Here is a 25,793-nt window from a genome sequence, read left to right as displayed (position 1 = left end):
GAAGTGAGGGGGGCTAGGACGACGGGGACCGACAGAGCGTGAAATAATGATCGAGCGACTTCTCACCCTTGAACGCGGCGCCGATGGACACGTCCTTTGAAACCCGGCGCATGAAGTCGCGCGTTCCGTTGTAGACAAAGAATTGGAGGCCTTTGCCGTTGGGAACGACCGGGGGCCAGCCGTCGGGCACGGGGCCGTCCGGGACCTGGAAATAATCGATCACGACCGCGCCGCGCTCCTGCCACGCCAGATTGCCCGCCGTCGGGAGCGCGACGAAGAAGCCAGGGCCAATCCAGGAGCGCGTGAACCCCTCGTTGTAACCAAAGAGCCGCGCGCTGCCGTCCTCGGGCAAGGCAAAGCGCTTCTCGAAGAAGCGGAGCAGGGACGGGAGAGGAAGACTGTTCCTGCCCTTGTGATGAACTGCAACACGACGCGGGGTGCCGTCCGGGACGAAGAAGTCGAGCGTGAGCGGGGGGGCGTGGAGCGCGGCGGTGTAGAGCGACCGCTGATCCGCGCGGGTCGTGGTCGACAGGGCGTGGAGGCGCTCGTCGTGCGTCAAGCCATCCAGGTGCTCCGCGAGGCGAGCTACCGGGGCGTTCTGGCGAAGAAGTTGGATGAGCTCCGACATGGGCAGAGGAGCCTAGCAGCGTTCCGCTTCGGCGCAGGCGGCCAGCCTCGCCTTGAAACGAGGCCGGCCGGGCGAGGCGCCATGTCGCGGCGAGCGATGCCTCAGCCGCAGTCGGAGGGAGTACGCAGCAAGGCCGCGGCGAGATCCGTCAAGTCGGCGCCGTCGAGACCCGCGGCGAAGCGGCGGAACGCCTGCTCGTCACCGCCCGTCAACGCATGGGCCGCGCAGACGGCGCGGGGGTGGACCGAGCGGGCCGCGGGCGCGCGGAGCACCCGAGTCAGGCCCTCCAGCGCCTCCTCGTTGCCTGCCGCCGTGGGCGCGGCAGAGGCCACCACGGCGCCAAGATCCGCGGTGAGGACATCGGAGACGTCGGTCCCGCGGAGCACGCCGGCGAAGAAGGCGCGCCACGCGGGGAGGGCGGCAGGGTCGAGCCCCTCCAGGTACGCCGCGAGGTGCCGGAGCGCGAGCACGCGCGCGCGCACCGAGCTCGACGCCAGCGCGACCTGGCCCCACGTGCGGAGCGCCGCGTCGGGCGGCAACCTGAACTTGGACAGGTACTGGAGCCGCGCGTCCGAGACGCCGCCGGTCGCGAGCCCGGTCCGCAGCGCGGACCAGTCGTCGGCGAACAGATCCTCGGGCGAGACGACGCTGCTGCACGCCGCGTAGCTGTCGACGTAGTCGAGCCCGTAGCTGTAGGGAGCCCCGGCGAAGATGCCGGTGAGCACGCTCGACCACGCGCCGCGGACCTCGACGTCGAGGCCCGGCGCGCTCGCGGCGTCGCACGCGGCGGCGAGCGCGACGGCCCGGGCCGCCTCGGCGTCGAGGCCGACCACGAACGCCTCGAGCTGCTCGGGCGCGAGCCCCGCGGGCAGGCCGCCCTGGAGCGCGGCGAGCTGGTGCGCGCCGCCGACGTCGAGGAAGCGCGAGACCGCGTCGGGATCCGACGGCATGCGGCGCGGGGCGAGCGTCGCGGCGTAGGCGTCGAGATCGCGCTCGGTGCTCAGGAAGGCCCACTCGGGGTGGCGATCCAGCGGATCGACGACGAGGAGCTCGGAAGGCGCCCCGGGCGCGACCTCGACGCGCTCGGCGGGCGCGAGCGTCTGCACGCGGGTGAGGCCGTCCCCGGCCACCCAGGCGAGCTCCAGCGGGGCGACGAGCGCGCCGTCCGGGTCGTGCAGCGTCACGAACGCCCCGCCGGAGGCCGCGGGCTCGACCGTGAGCCAGGGAAGCGCCCTGGCCGCGACCGCGCGCCGCGCGCGGGCCAGCGCCTCCGGGCCGAGCGCCGGCGCGAAGGCGTCGAGGAACTCGTCCGTGCCGATCGTCCCGAAGCGGTGCTCCTCGAGCACCCCGCGGAGCGCCGACCAGAAGGCGTCCTCGCCGGTGAGGCTGCGGATCTGGGTGAGCAGCCAGGCGGCGCGGCCGTAGGGGCCGCTCGTGTACTTCTCGCCCGGCGCGAGCGATGGATCGCGGACGGCATCGCCCGCGTGGGGGCCGAGCTCGTCGCCGTTCAGCGTCCCCGCGCCGCTCTCGTCCGTGTAGGCGCGGACGCCCTCCTGCTCGAGCAGCGTCGCCATGCCCTCCTTGATCCAGAGGTCGTCCCAGGTCTCCACCGTCACCAGGTCGCCGAACCACTGGTGCGCGAGCTCGTGCGTCGTGAGCAGGAGATCCGAGGCGAGCGCAGGCTCCGTGCTCCGCTCCTCGCGCTGGAAGCTGATGCTCGCGTGCTCGATCCCGCCCACCGAGAAGTCCGGCAGGAGCACGAGCGCGTACTTCTCGAACGGGTACGGCACGAGCAGCTCCTCGAAGCGGCCGATGGCGCGCGCGATCTCGTCCAGCATCTTGCCGTGATCGCCGGGCAGCCCGCGGCGGCGCCAGATCGCGATGGGGAGGTCCCCCTTCGCCCCGCGCTCGACCTCGAAATCGCCGATCGCGAACGCCATGAGGTAAGGCGGCAGCGGATAGGCGGTCTCGTAACGGACGAGGCGGCCCGAGGCCCCGAGGTCCTCGTCGCTCACGAGATCGCCGTTCGCGATCAGCGACTCGCCGCCGTCGACCCGCATCGCGACCGAGAACAAGGCCCGGTCCGAGGGCGCGTTGTGACACGGCATCCACCGCGACGCCCCGAGCGGCTCCGACACCGTGTAGACGGCGCGCACGGCGACGGGATCGCCCATGCGCGCCGGCACCGCGCGGAGCGCGTCGCCGGAGAGCGCCTCGTAGTCGATCTCGATCGCGATCGGCTCGCCGCGCGTCGCCTCGGGCACGCTCGAGAGATCGACCGCGAGCGCCGCGCGCGTCGGATCGAGCTCGTGCGGGAGGGCGCCGCCGTCCCTCTGCCGGACCTCCTTCACCTCGGCGACGGCGCTGTCGAGCACGACGACGCGCGGGCCGTCGCCGGTGACCGACAGCGTGAGGCCCAGCGTCGCGACGAGGCGGCCCCGCTCCCAGTCGAACTCGCCCCGGAGATCGTATCGCTCGACGTCGAACGCGCTCCCCTCGAGCGGCGCCGGGCCTTCCCCCGAGCACGCCGCGACGAGCGATCCAAGCAGCAGGCAGGCCACCCGGAACGCTCCGGGGCGGTGTTTCTGGACAGTGCAGTGCATCCGGTCTCCTTCGATCGGAAGAGGCGCTTCATCTCGCCCGCCGGAGGCCGCAGCCCGGTAACCCGAGCCCAGACAGGCGCAGCGACGCGTAACTGACCTATGGACAGTTACAGAACCCGCGCCCGCGGCCAAGCGGAGGTGACGCGCCGGAGATCGCGGCGTGGAGGGCCAGCGTTGAAAAAGCAGGGCGCTCGGTTGCGTGCGCCACGGCGCGCGCACCCTTGCGTACCCTGGGCGCAGCGCGTCTGCGTTTCGCCGTTCATTTGCAAGGGTTGCAGCGACCTATGCGAGGATGCTGCCCGCCATGGCACATCATCGAGAGGGGTGGAGGAGGGGGCGTCGGCTGGCCGCGCCCCTGGCTGTGAGCGCGGCGCTCGCCGTCGCGCTCGTTCCGAAGAGCTCGTCGGCTCAGACGTGGACCGGCGGGCGGACGACGCCGGTGCTCGACGAGATCGTCGCGATCGACAGGACCGGGGAGCCGCGCTGGCCCTACGGCGACGAGGACGTCGCCGAGGACGGCGCGGCGACGTTCGCGGAGCCGGAGCAGTCGATCGATTTCCGCACCGCCTACGCGGTCGCCGACGCCGGGCGGCTCTGGGTGCGCGCCTACGTGTCGGGGACGACCGCGATCGGCGCCCAGACGACGCTCTTCGTGTTCATCGACGCCGACAAGAACCGGGGGACCGGCGGCACGGCGAGGGCGCCCGAGATCGACCCGAAGTTCACGGCCGATGCGTCGATGGGCGGCTACGAGTACGTGCTCGGCGTGAAGGGCGACGGCACGCTCTCGGACGTCTGGAGGTTCGTGGAGCCGCCGGGGAGCTACGAGCGCGTCACGGTCACCGACATGCAGGTGGCCACCGAGGCAAGGACGGACGTCGATCCCCTGTTGCTCGGCGACGCGACGCGGGCATACGTGCAGGGCTCCATCGATCTCGCCATCGTGGGCGTCAGCGTGGCGTGCGCGGCGAACCTGTACTTCCGGTCGGTGAACGACGCCGCGGAAATCGGGCCGGGCGATCTCGACATCGGCCTCTCCGCCTCGTGCGTGGCCGACGACGGGGACGGCGACCGCGTGCCCGACGTGATCGTCCCGTCGTCCGGCTGCACCCGCGATGCGGACTGCGCCGGCGCGGGCGTGTGCGTCGCAGGCGACTGCGTGCTGCCGGTGTCGTGCGTCGACGACACCGACTGCGCCGGGGACGAGGACTGCTCGCCGGATCACCGGTGCATCCCCGCGCCGTCGGGCAGCTGCACGTCGAACGTCGATTGCGGCGGCCTCGTGTGCGTGGGCGGGCAGTGCAGCCCGTGCTCGCTCGGCGGCGACAGTTGCGGCCCGGACGCGCGCTGCGCGCCGACCGGGCGCTGCGTCGACGGCGCTGCGTCGAGCGGCGCGGGCGGGCCCGGCGAGCCGGATTTGCTCGAGGGCGATGCGGTCCAGGGCGGCGCCTGCGCTTGCACGACGGGGCCCGCGCCCCTCGGCGGCGGCGCCCTCTCGCTGCTCGCCGCCGGCGGGCTCGCGCTCGCCTGGCGCAGACGTCCCCGCCGCGGACCGGGGGCTGGCCGATGAAGAGGAGACCCATGCGCGCACGGACCACCGCCGCCACCACCTGCACGATCTTCACGATCCTCGCCGCCGCGACGGGCGCGTCGGCGCAGGAGACCGACATCGACATCGAGCGCTTCAAGCCCGCCGTCACGCACGACGCCTTCGTGGTCACCGAGGGCTCCGGCGTCCGGGAGCCCGAGGACCCCTGGGAGTTCGGGCTGCTGCTGAACTACGCGCGCAACCCGCTCATCGTCGCGACGGGCGACGGGGACCTGCGGACCCAGATCGTGAGCGGCCGCCTGGGCGCCGATCTCATGGCCTCGGTCACCATCGCCGAGCCGTTCGCGCTCGGCCTCGACATCCCGTTCTTCCTCTTCCAGTCGGGGGAGGGCTCGCCGTCGTTCGGGGGCATCGGCGACATCCGGCTCGTGCCGAAGCTGCGCATCCTCGACGACCGCGACTCCATCGGCCTCGGCCTCGTGGCCGAGCTGCGCGTGCCCACGCACACCGGCGATTTCTCGGGCGGCGCGCGCAACGTGGTGTTCTGGCCGCGCATCATCCTCGATCACCGGTTCGCGCCCGGCCTGCGGTTCGGCGTCAACGCGGGCGTCGCGATCCGCGAGCGGACGGCGTACGCGAACGTCGAGGCGGGGAGCGAGCTGACCTACGCGGCGGCCCTCGGTTACCGCTTCGGCGGCATCGACGGGAAGGTCGAGATCGGCGCCGAGGCGAACGGCGGCATCGGCTTCACCGCGGACGACCTGAAGGAAGAGGAGACGCCGCTCGAGGCGCTCGGCTACGTGAAGATCAACCCGAGCGAGGAGTGGGAGATCGTCGCGGGCCCGGGCATCGGCGTGCTGGCCGGCTACGGCGTGCCGATCTTCCGCGCGTTCGCGGGGGTGAAGTACACGCCGACCTCGCACGACCGCGACAGCGACGGGGTCGACGACGAGCGCGACCAGTGCCCCGACGTGCCCGAGGATCGCGACGCCGACTACGACAGCGACGGCTGCCCCGAGGAGGACGCCGACGACGATCAGGACGGCGTGGCGAACGCGGATGACGAGTGCCCGGACGAGAAGGAGACGATCAACGGCGTCGAGGACGACGACGGCTGCCCGGACAAGGGCGAACCGCAGGTCACGTACGAGCAGGGCCAGATCGTGATGCGGAATACCGTCCGCTTCCGGACCGGGTCGGCCGAGCTCGAGCCGGAGTCGTACAGGACCCTCGACCAGGTGGCGCTCGTCATGAAGGCGAACCCCGAGGTCGAGCGATTGCGGATCGAGGGGCACACCGACGAGACCGGCACGCGCGAGCTGAACCTCCGGCTGAGCCAGGAGCGCGCGGACACGGTCCGGAAGTACCTTATCCAGAAGGGCGTCAGCCCTGGCCGGCTCACGGCGGAGGGCTTCGGCCCGGACAAGCCGCTCGCGGAGGGCGACGACGACGCGAGCCGGGCGAAGAACCGCCGCGTGGAGTTCGTGGTCGAGAACTGAGGCGGGCTCCTCCTCGCGCGCGCGCTCTTCCACGAGGGCGCCGCGCGGGCGGCCGCCGCGCGTCAGACGCGCGTCAGAGGCGACCGCTGCCGCCCGTCAGAAGCGGCCCTGGATCCCCAGGCCGCCTCCGGTGGTCCCGACGGCGGGCGTGACCATGATCCGCGCCGCCGCGGGCTCGGCGTCGCCGAGCGACGTCACGAACAGCGCGACGCCGGCCGCGAGCCCGACCCCGCCGACCACGAAGCCGATGTTGGACAGCGTCGCCGCGCTCCTGGCGTCGCCGACCAGCGCCACGCCCTGATCGTCGCAGAGCGTCGCGGTCCGGCAGTGGTCGTCCTGGGCCCGGCCCCACCGCGCGCTGGCGATGAGCCCGAAGATCGAGCCGGTCACGACGCCCGCGACGCCGACGCCGCCGGCCACGAAGGCGAGGGTGCGGCGGGTGCTCGCGCCGTCATCGCCGTCGCCGCCCGCGACCGGCCGGAGCGGCGCCCCGGGCGCCGGCGCGGATGGCCCTCCGGGCTGCAGCGGGGCCGCCGCGGTCGCCCCGGCCGCCGCGGGGTCGTCCTCGAGCGGCGGGACCGCCACCGTGACGACCTTGCCGGGGCCGGCGGTCTGCGCCTCCACCGAGAACGGCTTCTTGCCGGGCGCGGTCGCCTCGATGCGGTGCGTGCCCGGGTCGACCGGGAGCGGCGCGCTCCACGCGCCGGCGTCGAGGACCGCGCCGTTGCGCCGCACGACGAGCCCGTCGGCCGGCGCGCTCACCGCGATGGCGAGGCGCTCGAGCCGCTTCTCCAGATCGGCCGCGCGGCGCGCCGCCTTCGCCTCGCGGTCGGCCTGGCCAGCCCGGCTCGCCATGTCCGCGGCCTCGCGGAACGCGGCCCAGGCGCTCGCGGTCCGGCCGAGCCGCTCGAGGCAGTCCGCCAGGTTCCACTGGGTGCCGTAGCCCGGGTCGAGCCGCTGGCTCGCCGCGAACTTGGGGCACGCCTCGACGAGCTTGCCCTGCGCGACGAGATCGCGCCCCTGGCGGAAGAGCGCCTCGGCCGCGGCGGCCTGATCCGCCGAGGGCTCCGCGCGGGCGACGCCCGCGGAGAGCGACAGGAGCGCGGCGACACACCACGCGACGCGGCTATTTCCTCGATGTCTCGTCATCATCATTCCTCGGGGGCCTGGGAGTCGACGGCGGCCTGGCCGCGGGCGGCCTCGGCGCGGGCGGGCGCGCGAGGGCGCCCGCGCTCGCCGACGCAGCGACGCGCGCGGTCGCCGAGGGCGGCGCCTCGGGCGTCGATGACGCCGCGGCCGGCGCGTCCCCCGGCGCCGGCGCGTCGGCGCGCGGCGGCTCGGCCTCGGCGCGAGGCGCCGGCCTCGTCTCGGCGCCCGCGGACGGCGGCGGCGGCTCGGCCTCGGCGCGCGGGGGCTCCGGGGCGGCCGAGGGGGCGGCCGGGGGCGACCCGCTGCGCACCGCGAGGTAGACGCCGGCCCCGCCCGCGATCGCGGCGGCCAGCACGCCGCCGGCGACCAGGGCGATGGGCGCGCGCGACGCCGGGCGCTCGCTGCGGCTCGACAGCCCCATGCTCGTGGCGGGCGCCGTGCCCGACAGCGCGTGCGGCCCGGCCGGCGCGCCCGACAGGCGGGGCGGGCCCGACGCGGTGTCGAACGGCGCGCCCGACAGGCGCGGCGGGGTCGACGCGGCGTCGAACGGCGCGCCCGACAGGCGCGGCGGTCCCGAGGAGGCCCCGAACGGCGCGGCGGCCCCGAACGGCGCCCGCGACGCGCGCACGGCGGCGTCGAGCGGCACGAGCATCGCCTCGACGATCGCCTCGCCGTGCGGCAGGAACGCGCGCAGCGCCGCCGCGAGCTCGCCGGCGCTCGCGGTGCGGCCGGCCGGATCGATGATCAGCGTCCGGTGCACAACGTGGGCGACCTCCGGCGGCACCCACGGCGCGATCTCCTGGATCCAGCGCACGGGGGTCGTGCAGATGGCCAGGACGAGCTCGCCGAGGCCGGTCAGGTGCTGGTTGGGACGCTGCCCCGACAGGGCGTGGTACAGGCTGATCCCGAGCGACCAGAGGTCCGAGCGCGCGTCGATGGCGCCGCTGCCGCGCGCCTGCTCGGGCGACATGTAGAGGGGCGAGCCGAGCAGCGCGCCGCTCTTCGTCATCCCGCCGTTGCCGAGGCTCTGGTCGGTCATCTTGGCGACGCCGAAGTCGAGCAGCTTGACGATGCGCTGGCCGCCCTGCTTCCGCGCGAGGAACAGGTTCGCCGGCTTGATGTCGCGGTGGACGACGCCGGCCTCGTGCGCGCGCTCGAGCCCGAGGCACGCCTGCAGGCCGATGCGCAGCGCGAGATCGACCGGCAGCGGGCCGAGCCGCTCGATGAGCGCCTGCACGTCCTCGCCGTCGAGGAACTCCATCGCGATGTACGGCGAGCCGGTCTCGCGGTCGCGCCCGGTGTCGAACACCTGCGCGATGTGCTCCGACTCGACCGCGCCGACCGCGCGCGCCTCGCGCTGGAAGCGGCGGAGGAGCTCGTCGTCGGCGGCCTGGCCGAGGATGACCTTCACCGCGACGCGGCGGCCGGTGCCGGTGTGCCGCGCCTCGTAGACGGCGCCCATGCCGCCCTGGCCGAGCAGCCGGAGCATCGCGTAGCGGTCGTCGAGGACTCGACCGATCATGACGGGAGGCCCGGAGCGTCGGCGACGGCCGCCTTGGCGAGCGCGTCGGCGGAGCGTGAGGCGGCGGCTTGGGGGCGAGCCCTCTTCACGGCTGCAGGCTAGAGCACCTCCGCCCCCGCGTCATCCCTCGCCGCAGCACCTGCACCACGGCAGCCTCACGAGCGTGTGGCGCGACGTCTCGAAGGTCGAGAGGTCCTGGATCAGGAGCCGGCCCCCGAGCCTCGAGGGCGTGTACGCCGAGAGCACCTTGAGGGCCTCCATGGCCACGAGCTGGCCGAGCAGCTGCCCCATCGCGCCGGCGTGGGGCGCGGGCTCGGCCCGGAGGGCCGCCGCGGGCAGGGGGCTCAGCGCCTCGGCCATCGCGCAGACCCGGCAGGCCGTCTCGCCCGGGAACACGAGGGGGCCGAGGACGGCCGTCGCCCCCGCGAGGTGCGCGAAGAGCGAGGTGATCCGCGCGCGATGGCCGAACTGCGCGACGCGCGAGAGGAGCTCCGCGTCGTCGCCGCGCACCGCCGCGACGAGGAGGTGGGGGCGCTCGTCGGGCGCGAGGAGGTCGTCCGAGAGGAGCGCGGCGGCGGGGCTCTCGTCCACCCGGCACAGCGGCGCGCGCTCGCGGATCAGCGCCGCCACGGCGCCGCGGCGGGGCGCGCCGAGCGCCGCTTGCCCCCGCGCCTGGACGACCGCGACGTCGCGCGGGTCGATCGCGCCGCCGCGCGCGTCGATCAGGCGCAGCGCCGAGACCCCCGCCGCCGCGAGCGCGAGGGCGGCCGCGGCGCCCCAGGGCTCCGGGCCCACGACGAGCACGCGCGCGCTCGCGATCCGCTGGGCCGCCTGCTCCGGGGCCGAGGACCACCTGCGCAGGAACTCGCCTTGCCCGCGGAGGCGCTCGCGATCGACGGACGGCGGCGCGTCGGGCGCCGGCTCGACAAGCCCGCGCGCCTCGAGCAGGTCGAGGAACGCGGTCACGCTCCGCGGCGAGTAGTCGGCGAGCGCCTCGACGAGCGCCTCGCGGTCGCGCGACCCGTCGAGCAGCGGCGCCATCCGCTCGAGGAACGCGCCCACGTCCGCGCCGGTGAGCTGGAAGCTGCCGAGATCGGAGCGGAGGATGACGCCCACGTCCGTGGGCGTGATGCTGGCCGAGCGGCTGAGTCGAATGCTGGGCATGGTGCTCTCCGACGATCCCTGTTCAGGCCTGCTGGGCCCCGGTCCGGCCCTCTGCCGGCGCGGGCTGACCGATGCAGACGAGGTACATGGCGTCCTCCTCGGCGGGGAGCGCCAGGAAGCGCTTGAGCTCCTCGTCGTAGAAGCCGCCGATCGCCACCGGGCCGAGGCCCATGGCCGTCGCGACGAGATAGAGGTTCTGGCCGAGGTGCCCCGCGTCGAGCCACAGGAAGCGATAGCCGCGCTGGCCGTACTTCCACATCGTGCGGAACGGGACCGCCGTGATGACGACCACGACGTTGGCGTTCAGGACCATGTCCTGGTCCACGGCCAGCTCGGCGAGCGCCGCGTGGGTGACGCCCTCCCGGCGGAGCTCGAGCTCGTGCGCGCGCGCGTCGTAGTGGTGCAGGCCGTCCGGGACCCCCTCGACGGCCTGCGTCGCCACGTAGATCTCGAGCGGGTACCGGGCGCCGGCCGAGGGAGCGGGGCGATCGTGGCTCCACTCTCCCTCGATTTTTCGCATGCCACTGACGCCGTAGCTCGCGTGGAGGAGCCGCCCGAGCGTCGCCGCCGGCATCGGCCCGAGGGCGAAATCGCGGACCGATCGCCGCCGCTCCAGCACCGCGCCGAGCGGGGCGTCGATCGAGAAATCGCGCCCGGGCAGCGGCGTGCGCGTGGAGCCGGCGTACGTGCGGAAGCGGAGCGGCTGGAGATCCTTGTCGAACGGCGGCTCGATCCCCCGCGATCTCACGTGGGAGGACTGGAGATGATAGAGCCGCGCGACGTCCGCCTCTTTGCTCCTTGCCATGGTGTCCTCTCTCAGGCCATCGGGTGAGGGTCAGGGTTGATCCCGCGGGGGGCCATCGCGCGGAGGCGCGGATTGCCGAGCCGCGCGCGCTCGTGGCCGAAGTGGATCTGTTGGAAGTCGGGCCCGAGGGCCCGGGCGACGCGGAAGGGGGTCGGCGCGAGATCGGGCGACGTCACGTCCACGATCGCGATGCGCAGCCCCGCGGCCTCCACGCGCCGGGCGAGCTCGGACAGCGAGACCTCCTCGGGCTCCTCCAGCTCGGCGGCGGTCACCGTCCCTCCGCGGCGGAGGAAGTCGAAGGCCGCGGCGCGGCTCGGGGGAATGTAATAGACCGCGTGATCCTCGAGCGAGCGCACGTCCTCCGGCCGCTCGGGGACGGCGACCGCCTCGCCCGTCATGAGACGGAAGACGTAATGGCCTATCTGTCCCTGCTCCAGGATGGCTTTCCTGATCGCGGTGAGGGGGCTCAGGTGGGCGGAGACCGAGACCACCGCGCCGGGCCAGCGCTTGCCGTCGCCGTAGCCCACGCACATGACCACGGGCACCGCGATGCCGGCGTCGAGGAGGTACAGCTCGATCCGGGCGCCGCGCTCCTCGAGCTGCCGGGCGATCTCGTGCACCTCGCGGTCGACCGTGTCGTCGGGCAAGATCCGCTGCCCCGGCCGGCGAGCGAGCCACGAGATCATGAACGCGTCGCGCTCGATGAGCTCGAGCGCGGCGCCCATCGACGCGGCCTCGAGCGTCGCGCCGGCGGCGAGCCCGTTCGAGGTCACCTCGCAGAAGGTGTCGGGCCCTGCGCAGTAATTGTAGTAGGTCGGGAGCGCCGGCACGTACACGGGTGCGTGGGTGTCCAGCCAGCGCCCCACGGCCCACGCGATGGGCGTGGCCGGATCGAGCCGCGCGAAGGGGAACTCGGGCCTCGCGTACTGCTCGTCGGCGTAGAGGCTGAGCCGCTCCGGAGCGATGAAGTCGCCCTTCATCTCGGCGACCGGGGCGCGGAGCAGCGCCTGCTCGTCGAAGATCCCGGCGGAGTAGCGCTCGACCGCCTCGCCGGTCGCCCGGACCAGGGCCTCGACGGCCGTGAGGCCCTTTCCGGTGCCGACCTGCCGCTCCTCGCCGCGGTGAGCGTGCTCCGAGCCGTCGGTGAAGTCGCTGAGGACGGCCATGGCCGTGACGGGCGCTTCGGGGGCGAGCGCCGGGCTCGTCGCGCTCAGGGCGAGGTGCTGGACGATGCCGACCCGCGCGTCGACGATGCCGGCGAGCATCCGCCGGAGCGCCGCCGGGTCGCGCGCGTCGCGGAGGTGCACGCGCGGGCGCCTCCGCGCGCTCCCCCTGCGCAGGGCGCTTTCGGCGCCGCCGCAGACCGGGCACCAGGGCATCTGCAGGACGGCGTGGAACGACGCCTCCAGGTCGATCAGGTCCTGGACCAGGAAGCGCCCCGCGAGCGGCGAAGCGACTCGGGTGACGAGCAGATCGAGGGCCGCGAGCGCGACGGCGTGGCCCAGGAGCGCCGGCACCGGCGCGAGGTAGGTGCGCGCGCGGCGCCCTGGGCGCCCGGCGAGGAGCGACGCCTGGAGCGCGTGATCCGCCTCGGGTTGAGCGCTGGTGGCGAGCCTCCGGAGACGGCAGCAGTCCCAGCACGCTGTATGGCCCGGCACGACGGCCGGGCCGATCACGGCCTCGAGCCCCTCGAGGTGCGCGCTGAGCGAGACGACGGAGGCCTCGTGAGCGAAGCGGGCGACGCCCTGAAGGACGAGGAGATCATCGCCCGGGACGCACGCGAGGATCAGGTCCCATCGGGTGTCCTCCAGGGCGAGCGGCCGACCGGCCTCGGCGATCAGCGTCCCCGGCGTGACCGCGCAGCCGGGAGCGAGCCGCGACAGCGCGACCGAGAGCGAAGCCGCGCGATCCTCCCCGAGATCCCCCTCGGTGAAGGGGCCGAGATCGTCCGCCGTGACCTCCCTGTCGTCGAGGACGTGGAGCGCGCCGACGCCGGCGGACGCGAGCTCGGTGGCCGCGACGGCGCCCCACGGCTCGAGCCCGACCACGAGGACACGCGAACGCGCGAGCTTCTCGTGCGCCTCCGCCGGCGCGGCGGTCCCCCCGAGCGACGAAGCGGCGATCGATGCGCTGGGCAGTTGGATGGTCACCCGAGATCTCCAGGAAAGGGCAGCGCGGCGGCGTCTCGACCGGCGCCGCGCTGCACCTTCGGTAAACAGGTTCAACAGGTTCAACCCTGGCATTCGCGGAGCGGCGCCCCGACAAGCAAAGGAGAGGGGAACCTCGCGCGCGGCTGGCGCGCGAGCTCGCGTGATCGTGGCGAGCCCAGGAAGACGGGAAGATGCTTTTGGGGTCCCCCGCGCTCCTCGCCTTTCCCGGGAGCTCGATAGCTCGGCCTCGCCGGCCTTCGGGCTAACTTCAGCGTTACCTGTGGCCGCACCTGTGGCCGCCGCAGTTGTGGCCGCCGCAGCGGTGGCCGCCGCAGCGGTGACCGCCGCAGTTGTGGCCGCCGCAGCGGTGGCCGCCGCAGTTGTGGCCGCCGCAGCTACAATTGCAGCTCCAACCACAGCTCCAGCCGCAGTTACAGCTACAGTTGTAGCTGGCCGGATTCGCTATTTCCATTTCCTCCAGCCTGCTCGACAAATCGTCGATGGCATTGCGGAGCTCCTTTATCGATACATCCAGGTCCTTCGGCGCGCCATTTTCGTTGTTCGAATCACTCATCGCAGAGCCTCCCACGAGTAGGTGAGGCACGCAAAGGGTGTTCGTCAATCCGATGGCTCATTGCCTGACGACGGAAGTCGAGGTGATTCCCTGTCATCCAGGCCCGTCGGGGTCGTGGGCCGCTGATGAATCTGCGGGTCAATCGCGGTGCTCGGGAGAGAGGGATTTGAACTGTAAAGGCGCCAAGGACGCCAGGGAGAAAATAGTCTCGGCTCTCTTGGTGTCCTCGGCGTCTTGCGTTTTTCTCGTCCGGGCCGCCGTGCCAGATTTTGGCGAGCTCGCCTGTGATCCGGAGCGACCACGCGCGCGGGCCGCAGCGCCGAGAGGGGCGCCCGGGACGGAGCGCTTACCTCGCATCCACCCCGCTCGCGGGCCGCGGCGCCGCGGAGGGCTCCTCGGCGCTCGCCGCGGCCGAGATCACGTGTTCTGGCTGCTCCGTGCTCGAGAGAGGTACGGTGTTCGCCGGCGCGCGCTCAGCGCGACACGAGCAGCCAGGCGATCACGCTCCCCAGCGTGAAGAACAGGATGCCAGCGCCGGCGAGCACGGCGCGCGACGTCCGCCGCTCGATGAAGCTGGCGGCCGCCCGGAGGCTGGCCGGAGCGGCGATGCCGAGGCTGCTGTCCCGCGCGCCCACCTTCTGCATGGCGGCGTCGAGCGCCACGAGCACCGCGCGCGCGTGGGGGAAGCGGTGATCCGGATCCTTGGCGAGCAGGCGCATCACGACCGCCTCGAGCGCGGGCGGGACGACGATGCCGGGGGAGCGCTCGGCGATCGGCGGCGGCTCGGTCGATCGGTGCTGCGCGAACAGCGCCGAGGGCTCGACCGCCGTGAAGGGGTGCTGGCCCGCGAGCATCTCGTAGAGGATGATGCCGAGCGCGTAGAGATCGGCCCGCCGGTCGACCGAGCGCATGCCGAGCGCCGCCTCGGGCGCCATGTACGCCATCGTGCCGAGCAGCACCCCGGCGTTCGTGAGCGAGCGGCGCGAGCCCTCGTCCGTGAACGAGAACTGCTCGATCGGGACCTTGGCGAGGCCGAAGTCGATGAGCTGGACGCGCTCCTCCGGCCCGTCGAGGACCATGATGTTGAGCGGCTTCACGTCCCTGTGCACGATCCCGAAATCGTGCGCCGCGTTCAGCGCCGTCGCGATCTGGCGCGCGATGTTCGCCGCGCGCGGCGGGGGGATGGGGCCCTGGTCGATGAGCTTGCGCAGCGTGATGCCGCGGATGAACTCCATCACCATGAACCACGCGCCGTCGTCGAGCTGGTTGATCTCGTAGACCGCCGCGACGTTGGGGTGGAAGATGTGGCGGCCGGCGATGGCCTCGCGCTCGAACCGCTCGATGAGCTCCGGCAGCTCCTCGGCGTCCGGGTGGAGCACCTTGACGGCCACGTCCTCGCCGGTCGCGAGCTTCGTGGCCCTGAAGACGGCGGCGATGCCGCCCATCGCGATGAGCTCCTCGATACGGTACCGGTGGAGGAGCGTGCGCCCGATGAGCGTCATGGCCCGCTCGTGCGCCGCGGAGCTCGCCTGACCACCCGCGAGGACCATGGGCCCGGTCATGCGGCGGCGCCTCCAGGCCGAGCCCCTCGCGCGCAGGCCGCGCCGCCGCGCAGGGCGGGCACAGCCGCGCCGCGCCCACAAGGCGTCTCGCGGTGGAACGGCCGTTCCACCCTTGCTGACATCATACGCTCACGCACCGGGCGTTCCGAGGGTAGCGCCCCTCCGTGCCCAGCGCCATCGCCACGGTTCGGCGCTCGCGCGGGGGCGCTTCCCGCCCGCGCGCCGAGGCTGGAGCTCACGGAGCACGGGTGAGCCGCGCCTCCCGAGCGAGCCCGGGAACGGCAGCGCTCGCCGCCCTCGGCGGGGGCTGCCCGCGGATCGTCGTGCCCTCGTCGCCACGCGCCCGGGATTCGACCGCTCCGCCGTGACGGAGAATCGCCGGGCTGCGCCGTCTCCTGCTCTGAAGGCACAGGCGCATCGTGCCTCCGGCCGGACAGCGCGCCAGGAGCCCTCATGGCCTGTGGCCCGCGGCGGCGCGAACAAGGAGAGACGCTGGAAGAGACGCTGGATACGAGATGCGGAGTCGCGCCCGCACCCCCGTTGAGAGAGGCCCCATTGCGCGCCGGGCGGCGCCCGCCCGTCGCCGGCGGAGCGCGACCACCTCTCGGCAGATCCCGCGACCTCGCCGGAGCTCCGGCCCCGCGCGCCGGCCGGACGGCCGAGCCGGCTCTGGCGGGCGTGCGCCCGCTGTTCTGCCACGAGCAGCCCACATCGGCGCCCGTCGTGCGTGGACGAACGCCGTTTGAGCAACACGCCAAGTTCGCAGATGCGTTTTCTCGACGGGCTCGTGTAGCCTGTATTCGTGGAGGTTTCCATGCAGAGCACAATGCGTCGCACCGTTCTCCTCGCGCTCTTCTCCGGACTTTCCGTGGCAGCTTGCTCCTCTCCCGATGCGTCGAGCCTCTTCGCTACCGGCGGCTCCGGACCGGGGAGCGCGACCTCCGCGAGCGGAGGCGAGGGCGGCGCCCCGGGCGACGGGGGCGCGGCGGGCGTGGGCGGCGACGGCGGCGGGGGCGAGGCGGGCGCGGGCGCGGGCGCGGGCGCGGGCGCGGGTACCGGGGGCGCCGGCGCGGGGCCCGTCATCGTCGACGAGCCGCCGGTGTGCGGCGATGTCTACGTCGACTGCGACGCGGACGAGGAGCACAGCTGTGAGATCAACGTGACGAACGACGCCCTCCACTGCGGCACGTGCCCCGTCGTGTGTGACGGTATCTGCCGGGCCGGCGTCTGCGCCGGCACCACAACCCACGTCTCCGGCCAGCAAGATCCGCTGTACATCGCGGTCTCCCGCGGCACCGTGTTCTGGACCAACGGGGAGCAGGGCGTCGTCAGGCAGTGGTCGCCCGGCGAGGCCGTCGCGATCAACCTCGCCATCGATCAGCCGGAGCCGGCCGACATCAAGGCCGACGACACCCACGTCTTCTGGGCCAACCAGGGTCGGAGCGGCATGAACGACGGCCAGGTGATGAGGGCGCGCATCGGCGGCGAGGAGGCGCCGATCGCCCTCGCCGCAGCGCAGGCCGCCCCGTTCGGCGTCGCGCTCGACGACGAGTTCGTCTACTGGACGAACCGCGAGCGCGGCGGCTCCGTGGTCCGCGCGCGAAAGGACTCGGACGGCAATGGACCGTTCGTCACCATCTCGAACCGCGGGGGGACGACCCACGCCCTCGCGGTCGACGCGACCCATGTCTACTGGACGGTCCGCGACGAGATCGGCCGGGTGATGTCCGCGCCCAAGGACTCCACGGGCGAGGGTCCGTTCAACGAGCTGGCGACCGAGCAAGGCGAGGTGCGCGAGATCGCGATCGACGCGACGCACGTGTACTGGACGACCAGCAGGACCGGCACGGTCATGCGCGTGGCCAAGACCGGAGGAGAGCCGCCGGCGATCATCATGGAGCAGGAGAACCCGAGGGGCATCGTCGCCGACGCGACGGGCGTCTACTGGACCGACCCGACGTCGCCGCACATCATGCGGATGCTGCCGAACGGCATCATCGGGGCCTTCGCCGCCAGGGAGCTGTCGCCCTTCGGCATCGCCCTCGACGCGAACCGCGTCTACTGGACCAACGGGCTCGGCATGGGCGGCACCATCGTGAGCGCCCCGAAGTAGAGGTCGCGCGTGGAGGCCGGGGCGCGGCGTGCTACAAGCCCGCCCCGTGCTGCTCGAGACGTTCGCCGTCGGTCCGCTGGGTTGCAACTGCTCGATCGTCGTCGACCCGGCCAGCAAGGCCGCGGTCGTCATCGACCCCGGGGGCGATTTCGACAAGATCCGCGCGCGCCTCGAGCGGGCCGGGGCGACGGTCGCGGCCATCGTGCACACGCACACCCATATCGATCACGTCGGCGCCACCGCGCCTCTCCAGCGCTGGTCGGGCGCCGCGGCGCGCATCCACGAGGCCGATCGCTTCCTCTATGATCTGCTCCCCGACCAGGCGGCGCTCCTCGGCATCGCGCTGCCGGAGCGCTGCGAGCTCGACGGCGACCTGAACGACGGCGCGGTCGTGAAGGCCGGCGGGCTCGATCTGCACGTGCTCCACACGCCGGGGCACACGCCGGGCAGCGTGTCGTTCCTGGCCCTCTCGACGACGGGCGCGGTGGCGTTCACGGGGGACACCCTGTTCCGGCGCAGCGTCGGCAGGACCGACCTCTGGGGAGGCGACGCGCAGGCGCTCTTCACATCCATCCGGGGCAAGCTGCTCACGCTCGACCCGTCGACCCGGGTGGTGACCGGACACGGCCCCTCCACGACCATCGGTGAGGAACGCGACACAAACCCTTATTTGCGTGCGTGATCCGCCGCCGGCCGATCGCGCTGTCGCTGGGGCGAAGACGTGTAAAGCGGGAACGCTGGAACTGGAACTGGAACTGGAAGAAGAGCCCCGGCATCTTCGCGCCTTCCCGCCTTGAACAGCCCGCGCGCCGGCGCCGCTTTCTCGCGAGAAAGTGCTTGCATCCTGGCAGGATTCTTCCGAAAAATGCCGCACGACGAGAGCGCGCACCGGCTCCCTTGAGCCGGATCGATCGCCGTCCGTCGCGGAAGTCGAGCACGATGAGCACCGAAAGCGCGTCCGCCACGAAGGTCGATCTCGAGATCCTCCCCACGCAGCACCCTCTCGGCGACGCGGAGCGCGCGCAGCGCATGCAGAACCCTGGCTTCGGGCGCGTGTTCACGGAGCACATGGTCGTGATCCCGTACGCCGCGGACAGGGGCTGGCTCCGGGGGCAGCTCAAGCCGTACGCGCCGCTCACGCTGGATCCCGCGGCCATGGTGCTGCACTACGGTCAGGCGATCTTCGAGGGGTTCAAGGCGTACCGCCAGCCGGACGGGCGCATCAGGACGTTCCGGCCGGAGGCGAACGCGCACCGCTTCAACAGCTCTGCCCGGCGGCTCGCGATGCCGGAGATGCCGGTCCCGCTGTTCGTGAGCTCCGTCGACGCCCTGATCCGCCAGGATCGCGCGTGGGTGCCCGCGGCGGTGGGCGAGAGCCTGTATATCCGACCGCTGATGTTCGCGACCGAGGTGGCGCTCGGGGTGAGGTCGTCACGCGAGTACGATTTCCTGGTGATCGCGTCTCCCGCGGCCGCGTATTTCCCCCAGGGCGTGAAGCCGGTGACGGTCTGGATCTCGGAGGATTTCGTCAGGGCGGCGCCGGGCGGCACGGGCGCGGCCAAGTTCGCCGGCAACTACGCCGCGAGCCTGCTCGCGCAGATGAACGCCGCGGCGGAGGGCTGCGCGCAGGTGGTCTGGCTCGATGCGGTGCATCGCAAGGTCGTCGAGGAGATGGGGGGAATGAACATCTTCTTCGTCTACGAGGAGGGCGGGCGCACGGTGCTCGTGACGCCCGAGCTGACAGGCACGCTCCTCCCGGGCATCACCCGCGACAGCATCATCCAGCTCGCCCGGGATTTCGGCTATGGCGCGGAGGAGCGCAGGGTCACCTTCGACGAGTGGCGCGCGGCGGTGCGCGAGGGCCGCATGACCGAGGCGTTCGCGTGCGGCACGGCCGCGGTCATCACGCCGATCGGCGCCGTGAAGTCCCGAGAGGAGAGCTTCGCCATCCACAACAACGAGACGGGGCCGGTGGCGGCGCGCTTCCGCGAGGCGCTGCTCAACATCCAGCACGGCCTCGCCCCCGACCGGCACGGCTGGATGCACGACGTGGTCTGACGAGGATCCCGCGCGGGCGTCGCGCGGCGCGGGCTCCTCGCGCGGCGCCTACTCCGTGGCCGGCGATCGCTTGGATTTCGCCGTCAGGCCGTACTCGTGCAGGCGGTACTGGATGGTGCGTATGCTGATGTCGAGGAGCTCGGCCGCGCGCGTCGTCGAGCCGTTCGTCGCCTCGAGCGTCGACAGGATCGCATAGCGCTCGATCTCCGCCATGGTGGCGCCCGGGACCCGCAGGGCTCCCTTGGCGACCGGCGCCGCGTCGATGGGGAGGTGCTCCGCGTCGATGCGCGTCTCGTCGCAGAGCACGACGGCCCGCTCGATCGCGTTCTCGAGCTCGCGCACGTTCCCCGGCCACCGGTGCGCGATGAGCTTCGCCCGCGCCTCATCGGTGAACCCCTCGATCTTGCGGTGGTTCTCCGCGGCGAACCGGCGGAGGAAGTGATTCGCGAGGAGCAGCACGTCGGTGTCGCGGACGCGCAGCGGAGGCATGTCGATGTGGACGACGTTGAGCCGGTAGTAGAGGTCCTCCCGGAAGTGGCCCTCCTGCACGGCCGCCGCGAGATCGCGGTTCGTGGCCGCGATGAGCCGCACGTCGACCGACACGGTGTCGTTCCCGCCGACGCGCTCGAACTTCCGCTCCTGGAGCACGCGGAGCAGCTTCACCTGCGTCGACGGCGCGATCTCCCCGACCTCGTCGAGGAAGAGCGTCCCGCCGTGCGCCTGCTCGAACCGCCCGATGCGCCGCTTGTCGGCGCCGGTGAACGCGCCGCGCTCGTGGCCGAACAGCTCGCTCTCGAGCAGCGACTCCGCGAGCGCCGCGCAGTGCAGCGTCACGAACGGGCCCTTGACGCGCGGGCCCTTCGCGTGGATGGCGCGCGCGAGCTCCCCCTTGCCGGTGCCGCTCTCGCCGGTGATGAGCACCGTCGCCCGCGCGCCCGCCACCTGCCGGGCCATCCGGTAGACCTTCTGCATCGCCGGGCTCGTCCCGATGAGCCCCTCCACGCCCTCGCCCTCGCGCTCGCGCAGCTGCCGGCGGAGGTTCTCCGCCTCGACCCGGAGCGCGCTCCGCTCGAGGGCGCGCTCGAGAGAGAGGAGGAGCGCGTCGAAGTCGACCGGCTTCGTCAGGTAGTCCTCGGCCCCGGCCCGCATCGCCTGCACCGCCGAGCTCACGTCGCCGAACGCGGTGACGACGATCACCGGCAGCGATGGGTCCTGCTCGCGGAGCTTCCCGAGCAGCGTCACGCCATCCATGTTCGGCATCTTCAGATCGGTGACCACGACGTCCGGCGGCCGCTCCGCCGCGACCTCGAGCGCCTCGACGCCGTCCGCCGCTGCGTCGACGGCGTAGCCCTCCTGTCGCAGGAGCTTCTCCAGCCCCGAGCGCGCGCTCGCCTCGTCGTCCACGACGAGCACCCTCGAGCCCTGCCTCTTCTCAGCGTTCATGTCGTCCCTTCCGAAGACCGCCAGAGGATACCGCGCCGCGGTCGATGGAGGCGCGTCGCGGCTCTCCTCCGGCTGCGGCGCGCCTCCGTCGGCGACGGCGCGGCAGGCAAGCACCGCCCGGAGGGTGGCGCAAGGGCCGCGGGGCGAGCGGCGCGTCGCGTGGGTCTGCTGGAGAGGACGAGGCGCCGTCAGCGGCTCTCGGTTGCGTCGACGTTGTCGCGGATGCCGGCGCCGAGGTCCGCCAGCTCCGCGGCGAGCATCACGGTGAGATCGTCGGCCGTGACGATGCCGGTCACGTTGCCGTTGTGACGGACGATCGGCAGCCGCCGGACGCCGCGATCGCGCATCAGGCGGAGCGCCGTCTCGATGCTGTCGGTCTGCTGGAGCGTCGTGGGATCGTACGTCACGATCTCGGACACGAGCGTCTTCCCGGGGTCGCGCGCGTCGGCCATCACCCGCATCACGAGATCGCGATCGGTGAGGATGCCAATGGCGCGCGCGCCCTGCGTGACGACGACGCAGCCCACGCGGAAGTCGCGCATCCTGCGCGCGACGTCGATTGCGGTCTCGGTGAGCTCTGCGCACACGGCGCCATGTTCAAATCGGCACAGGGACATGCCCGGACCTTGTGCACGAGGCGCGCCACGCCGGCCCCCGCCCGGCTCCCTGCCCCCTGCGTCGCGCGCCTGCGTCGACGGCGCGCCGCAGGCCCGGGATCCATGGCGGAGAGAGGCCGCGCCGCGGCCTGCCCGCCGGCCGCGGCGGGGTGACGGATCGCAGCGGTTGCACGGGGGCGCAAGCCGTTCGCCCGGGCGGGCGCTCGCCGGGGGCTCAGGCCGGGATCGGGGACGGGAGCGGACCGGGGGCCGCAGCGCTCGGCTGCGCGCGCGCGGCGCTGGAGGACACCGCCTCCACGCTGGAGCGCAGCTCGGCGCTCAGGGCGGAGTAGTCCACCGGCTTTGTGTGCACCACCGCCTCGGGGACGAGCCCTCGCCCGAGCCGCGCCACGAGCTCGGGGTAGCCGGTGAGCACGAAGAGCGGGAGATCCGGCCGGAGCGACCGCGCGAAGCGCGCCACCGCGATGCCGTCGGCGTGGGGCATGCGGAAGTCGGTCACCAGGATGTCGGGGACCGGCGTCCGCGCGAGCCGCGCGATCGCGAAGGCGCCGTCGGTGGCCAGCTCCACCCGGAAGCCGTCGTCCTCGAGCAGGCGCGCGAGCAGGCGAGCGGTGCGGATGTCGTCATCCACGAGGAGGATCAGCGGCTCTTCGATGATGCTGCGTGGTTCCACGCCGGGCGATCTACCAACTTGCGTGCCAGCGCCGGCGTGCGGCCCGCGCGCCGCGGACGGCGGGGAGCTCAGCCGGAGAGGCGGATCGGCAGCGTCACGCGAAACAGCGTCTTCCCCGGGCGGCTCTGGAAATCGAGGGTCCCGTCGTGATCGGTGATGATGCGGTGTGCGATGGCCAGGCCGAGCCCGGTGCCGTCCGGCTTCGTCGAGTAGAACGGGTCGAAGATCGGCGCGTCCGGGCTCGCGACCCCGGGGCCGTCGTCCTCCACCTCGAGGAGCACGTGGCGCGGCTTCCGGCGCGCGCGGAGGGTGACGGTGCCGCCTCCGGCCGCCCCCGCCGCCTCCATCGCGTTGCGGAGGAGGTTCAGCAGGACCTGCTCGATCCTGGCGGGATCGAGGTCGAGCACCATGTCGGTCGAGGGCAGATCGACCTTCACCTCGGCGTGCGCGCCGGCGCCGTCGCCGTCCGACGCCACGGCGACGCGCGCCGCCCGCTCGCAGAGCGAGACGACCGACGTCGGCTTCACGACCAGCGGCCTCGGCCGGGCGAAGTCCAGGAACTCGCTCACAAGCTCCGACAGGCGGCGGATCTCGTCGCGGACGACCTGGATGGCCTCCACGGTGTCCGGGTCGTTCATGCCGGCGCGCGCGAGCCCCCGCTCGAGGAAGGTCACGTGCAGCTGCGCGCCGTTGAGCGGGTTCCTGATCTCGTGCGCGAGGCCGGCCGCGAGCGTCCCCACCGCGGCGAGCTTCTCGCTCTGACGCACGCGCGCGGCGAGCGCGTTCTCGTCGGTCGTGTCCTGGCCGATGGCGAACAGCACCACCTCGTCATCCGCCGCGGAGGGGGCGTACGCGAGCTGCCATCGCACGTCGCGGATCTTGCCGGCGCGCGTGCGGAGGCTGCTCTCCAGGAGATCGGCGCCGGCGCGGCGGCCCGCGGCGACGTCCTCCACGAGCGCGCCGTGATCCGCGCGGAGCTCCTCGGGCAGGAGCATCTCGACGAACGGCATCCCGAGGATGTCCTCGCGTCCGAGCCCCGTGATCCGCTCGGCCTCGCGGTTGAAGAGCCGCACGACCGCGTGCGCGTCGAGGCCCACGACCAGGACGCGCGCGAGCTCGACCGCGCTCTTGTACCGGTGCTCCGTGCGCGCGAGCGTGCGGCCGACCTCCTCCCGGTCCAGGCGCTCCGCGCGCTGCGCGCGCGCGAGGAAGTCGTCCCGGTACGTCTCCAGCATGATGGCGAGCTCGAGATCGAGCACCTTGCTCACCGCGGATCGGACCGGGATCGCCTCCGCGCCGAGCGCGCCCTGGGCGATCTCGTAGAACGCGAGCCGGATGAGCGTCATCGCCGTGAACATGTACCGCTGGGGCAGGCCGACCCGGACGTGGATCCGCCCGATCTTCGCGGTCTCGTCGAAGTACGCGCCGTCGTAGGGCCCGGTGCAGATCCGCGTCATCCAGCGGACGAGCGATCGCTTGAGGCGCTCGACCTGCTCCTCGCCGGTGAAGACCTCGTGCGCGCCCTCGTGCTCGCGGATGCGATCGTAGAACTCGTCCGCGATGCGGGGGAAGTGCGGCGCCGCGTGCGCGCGAAAGGCGGCCAGCCAGCCTGCGTCCTCGTCCTCGAAGCGAACGTAGCGCTTGATCTCGTCGAAGAGCGTCTCGTGCGCGGGCACGGCGCGGGAGCCTACCATGAGCGCGCTTCCGCGGCGGCGGACCACGATCTCGCGCGCTCCAGGATCGCCCCGAGCGCCGCTTCATCCTCGCCGCCGCGCGCGACGATCTCCGGCGAGGGCGGCGCCTCGTAGTCGGGGCCTGCGCCGGGGAGCGCGTCGATCTCGCCGGCGCCGGCCGCCCGGTAGAGCCCCTTCGGATCGCGCTCGCGGCAGACCCCGGGAGGGACATCCATGTACACCTCGACGAGCCGCGGCGCGAGCGCGCGGGCGCGCTCCCGGTAGGCGCGGCGGTGCGCGGTCGCCGCCACGATCACGAGCGGCCCCTGGCGCGCGATCAGCGCCGCGAGCCGCGCGAGGGTCTCGTAGAAATCGTCGCGCTCTCGCGGCGCATACCCGGGCCGCGGGACGAGCGCGTCGCGCACCTCGTCGCCGTCGAGCAGGCAGCTCGCCCGGCCCTCGCCGAGGAGCTCGCGGTGCACCCGCGCGGCCAGGGTGGATTTGCCCGACGCGGGGAGCCCCGTGATCCAGACGACGCCGCCGCTCACGCGAAGAGCCTCTCGGCGTCGGCCGGATCGAAGCGCGGGGCGTCGAGGGCGCGCTCCACGAGGCCGAGCAGGGCGTCCCTCGCGCTCGCCGTGACCGCGGGGTACCAGCCGGGGTTGGCCAGCACGAGCGCGCGCCACGCGAGGAACGGCGCCGCCACGTCGAGCACGCCCGCGGAGCCGCTCCAGCCGAGGTAGACGTCCCAGAACCGCTCCCACAGCGCGCGGAAGCCGCCCTGCCACGCGCCGGGCGCGCCCAGCGCGAAGAAGACGTAGTTGATGGCGAGGCAGGTGACGTCGTCCGCGGGGTCGCCCTGGGACCCGCGGCTCGTGTCGAGCAGCGTGAGCTGCGACGCCTCGTTGAACACGATGTTGAACGGGTGGAAATCGCCGTGCGTGCGCGCGAGCCGCTGATCCCGGCCGCGGAGCTTCCAGCGCCATTCCACGCAGCGCCGCTCGATGGCCTGGAGCCGGGCGGGCGGCGCGCCGGGCACGTCGTCCGGGTAGCCGTCGATGATACCGAAGATGCCCTCGCCGTGGCCCACGAGGTCGCGCACCGCGCGGCGGTAGCTGCCCGGCTGCGCGCCCTTCGCGCCGTGGAGCGCGACGAGGTAGTTGGCGAGCGCCTCGCAGCGCCTCCGATCCTCCGGGCGCGCGCGGCGCTCCTTCGCGATCCGCCGCAGGTCCGCGGCGTAGACGTCGCCCTCGGCGTACGTGGTCAGGACGTAGAACTCGCCCGCGTCTCGCAGGGACAGGAAGCGCCCGTCGCGGGTCAGCGAGCCGACGTCCACGACCTCCACGTGCGCCGGGATCGACCCGAAGGTGTCGAACGCGAGCAGCATCTCCGCCGCGCGATCCGACCGCCTGTCGTGTCCGAACGCGTTGGCGGTCGACGTGTGCAGGACCAGCCTCTGCGTCGAGCCGTCGGGCCTCACCACCGTGATCCGCCGGGGGACGCCGTAGCCGGCGGCCTTCTCGGTCAGGTCGTTGCCCGGGCCGCCGTCCGGTCCCAGGGTGGTGACGTCCTCGACCCGCGCGTCCGGCAACACCGCCTCCACGAGCTGGCGGACCTGGCGTGAGGGATCGGATTCAGGCAGGGTCTGCGGGGCGTTCATGGTCTCCTCGGGCGTGCGGGCGTCGTGGCCTGGGCGCGATCTGCGAGAGACTTGCGAGAGTCGGGCCACGTACCTGACGAGCCCGGTCGCGCTGCGCCGCGGTCACCGCCGGGCCCGGCGCCGACCGGGATCCACAGGGGCGGCCGCGCGTCGGCCCGGCCGCGGTGCGCTTGCAGAACCTGCGTCGCCGCGCGAGGCGTGCGCCGCGCCGCAGCGCTCGGGTGCAGCTCGGCGTACGGGCGAAGCTCCGGATTCGCGAGCGTGCATGACCACGAGGAGGAATCCGGACTTGCCGGACCCTCAGCGCGACGGGCGTGATTGTGTCCTGGGAGGGAGCGCGGCCGCCGCCGG

At 73.1% G+C, this 25,793-nt stretch carries 19 protein-coding genes; 5 read left to right on the top strand and 14 right to left on the bottom strand.

Annotated features, from left to right (window positions below; genetic code table 11):
* Positions 1-13: 13 nt before the first annotated feature.
* Both WME75_RS31655 and WME75_RS31650 read right to left on the bottom strand, forming a co-directional pair.
* Entirely contained in the window at positions 14-628 is a 615-nt protein-coding gene (locus tag WME75_RS31655; RefSeq protein WP_437478938.1) for a hypothetical protein, read from the bottom strand.
* Between the two features lie 101 nt (positions 629-729).
* The gene (locus WME75_RS31650; RefSeq protein ID WP_437478937.1) at positions 730-3,231 is read right to left on the bottom strand and encodes a M1 family aminopeptidase; all 2,502 of its coding nucleotides are present in this window, start codon (positions 3,229-3,231) and stop codon (positions 730-732) included.
* Positions 3,232-3,535: 304 nt separating this feature from the next.
* Here WME75_RS31650 and WME75_RS31645 point away from each other — a divergent pair, with 304 nt between their 5' ends.
* Both WME75_RS31645 and WME75_RS31640 read left to right on the top strand, forming a co-directional pair.
* On the top strand, positions 3,536-4,801 hold the full coding sequence (locus WME75_RS31645; protein WP_437478936.1) for a hypothetical protein: 1,266 nt from the start codon (positions 3,536-3,538) through the stop codon (positions 4,799-4,801).
* An 11-nt stretch (positions 4,802-4,812) separates the two neighbouring features.
* Positions 4,813-6,279 (top strand): OmpA family protein, encoded by a 1,467-nt coding sequence (locus WME75_RS31640; protein WP_437478935.1) that lies wholly within the window; start codon positions 4,813-4,815, stop codon positions 6,277-6,279.
* 96 nt (positions 6,280-6,375) lie between these two features.
* On the opposite strand, the gene WME75_RS31635 is transcribed toward WME75_RS31640, so the two are convergent.
* The 6 genes from WME75_RS31635 to WME75_RS31610 form a co-directional block, all read right to left on the bottom strand.
* Positions 6,376-7,428 carry a tetratricopeptide repeat protein gene (locus tag WME75_RS31635; protein ID WP_437478934.1) on the bottom strand — a complete coding sequence of 351 codons (1,053 nt, stop codon included), beginning with the start codon at positions 7,426-7,428 and terminating at the stop codon, positions 6,376-6,378.
* The gene (locus WME75_RS31630) at positions 7,406-8,950 is read right to left on the bottom strand and encodes a protein kinase domain-containing protein (protein WP_437478933.1); all 1,545 of its coding nucleotides are present in this window, start codon (positions 8,948-8,950) and stop codon (positions 7,406-7,408) included. The genes WME75_RS31635 and WME75_RS31630 overlap by 23 nt, the downstream gene beginning before the upstream one ends.
* Positions 8,951-9,070: 120 nt before the next feature.
* Entirely contained in the window at positions 9,071-10,114 is a 1,044-nt protein-coding gene (locus WME75_RS31625; RefSeq protein WP_437478932.1) for a TOMM precursor leader peptide-binding protein, read from the bottom strand.
* A 22-nt stretch (positions 10,115-10,136) separates the two neighbouring features.
* Positions 10,137-10,919 (bottom strand): SagB/ThcOx family dehydrogenase, encoded by a 783-nt coding sequence (locus WME75_RS31620; RefSeq protein WP_437478931.1) that lies wholly within the window; start codon positions 10,917-10,919, stop codon positions 10,137-10,139.
* Between the two features lie 11 nt (positions 10,920-10,930).
* The gene (locus WME75_RS31615; RefSeq protein ID WP_437478930.1) at positions 10,931-13,069 is read right to left on the bottom strand and encodes a TOMM precursor leader peptide-binding protein; all 2,139 of its coding nucleotides are present in this window, start codon (positions 13,067-13,069) and stop codon (positions 10,931-10,933) included.
* A gap of 1,047 nt (positions 13,070-14,116) precedes the next feature.
* The gene (locus tag WME75_RS31610; RefSeq protein ID WP_437478929.1) at positions 14,117-15,205 is read right to left on the bottom strand and encodes a serine/threonine-protein kinase; all 1,089 of its coding nucleotides are present in this window, start codon (positions 15,203-15,205) and stop codon (positions 14,117-14,119) included.
* An 868-nt stretch (positions 15,206-16,073) separates the two neighbouring features.
* Here WME75_RS31610 and WME75_RS31605 point away from each other — a divergent pair.
* The 3 genes from WME75_RS31605 (at position 16,074) to WME75_RS31595 (ending at position 19,376) form a co-directional block, all read left to right on the top strand.
* Complete coding sequence (locus WME75_RS31605) at positions 16,074-17,318, top strand: hypothetical protein (RefSeq protein ID WP_437478928.1); 1,245 nt, start codon at positions 16,074-16,076, stop codon at positions 17,316-17,318.
* A 46-nt stretch (positions 17,319-17,364) separates the two neighbouring features.
* Positions 17,365-18,000, top strand: coding sequence for an MBL fold metallo-hydrolase (locus WME75_RS31600; RefSeq protein WP_437478927.1), 636 nt, complete (start codon positions 17,365-17,367; stop codon positions 17,998-18,000).
* Positions 18,001-18,257: 257 nt separating this feature from the next.
* On the top strand, positions 18,258-19,376 hold the full coding sequence (locus WME75_RS31595; protein WP_437478926.1) for a branched-chain amino acid aminotransferase: 1,119 nt from the start codon (positions 18,258-18,260) through the stop codon (positions 19,374-19,376).
* 48 nt (positions 19,377-19,424) lie between these two features.
* Here WME75_RS31595 and WME75_RS31590 read toward each other — a convergent pair whose 3' ends face one another.
* The 6 genes from WME75_RS31590 to WME75_RS31565 form a co-directional block, all read right to left on the bottom strand.
* Positions 19,425-20,819: a sigma-54-dependent transcriptional regulator gene (locus tag WME75_RS31590; protein WP_437478925.1), complete on the bottom strand. Its 1,395-nt coding sequence runs from the start codon at positions 20,817-20,819 to the stop codon at positions 19,425-19,427.
* A 188-nt stretch (positions 20,820-21,007) separates the two neighbouring features.
* Positions 21,008-21,436, bottom strand: coding sequence for a CBS domain-containing protein (locus WME75_RS31585; protein WP_437478924.1), 429 nt, complete (start codon positions 21,434-21,436; stop codon positions 21,008-21,010).
* 214 nt (positions 21,437-21,650) lie between these two features.
* The gene (locus WME75_RS31580) at positions 21,651-22,109 is read right to left on the bottom strand and encodes a response regulator (RefSeq protein WP_437478923.1); all 459 of its coding nucleotides are present in this window, start codon (positions 22,107-22,109) and stop codon (positions 21,651-21,653) included.
* Positions 22,110-22,177: 68 nt separating this feature from the next.
* Positions 22,178-23,803, bottom strand: coding sequence for a protoglobin domain-containing protein (locus tag WME75_RS31575; RefSeq protein WP_437478922.1), 1,626 nt, complete (start codon positions 23,801-23,803; stop codon positions 22,178-22,180).
* A complete protein-coding gene (locus WME75_RS31570; RefSeq protein WP_437478921.1) occupies positions 23,797-24,330 on the bottom strand; it encodes an adenylyl-sulfate kinase in 534 nt (177 codons plus the stop codon). Before WME75_RS31570 ends, WME75_RS31575 begins: the two co-directional genes overlap by 7 nt.
* A complete protein-coding gene (locus WME75_RS31565; RefSeq protein ID WP_437478920.1) occupies positions 24,327-25,442 on the bottom strand; it encodes a phosphotransferase in 1,116 nt (371 codons plus the stop codon). The genes WME75_RS31570 and WME75_RS31565 overlap by 4 nt, the downstream gene beginning before the upstream one ends.
* Positions 25,443-25,793 lie beyond the last annotated feature (351 nt).

The sequence above is a fragment of the Sorangium sp. So ce1014 genome (assembly GCF_051521505.1).
GTDB lineage: Bacteria > Myxococcota_A > Polyangia > Polyangiales > Polyangiaceae > Sorangium.
The sequence above is the reverse complement of the archived record's forward strand: the minus strand, read 5'-3'. Positions and strand labels throughout refer to the sequence as shown.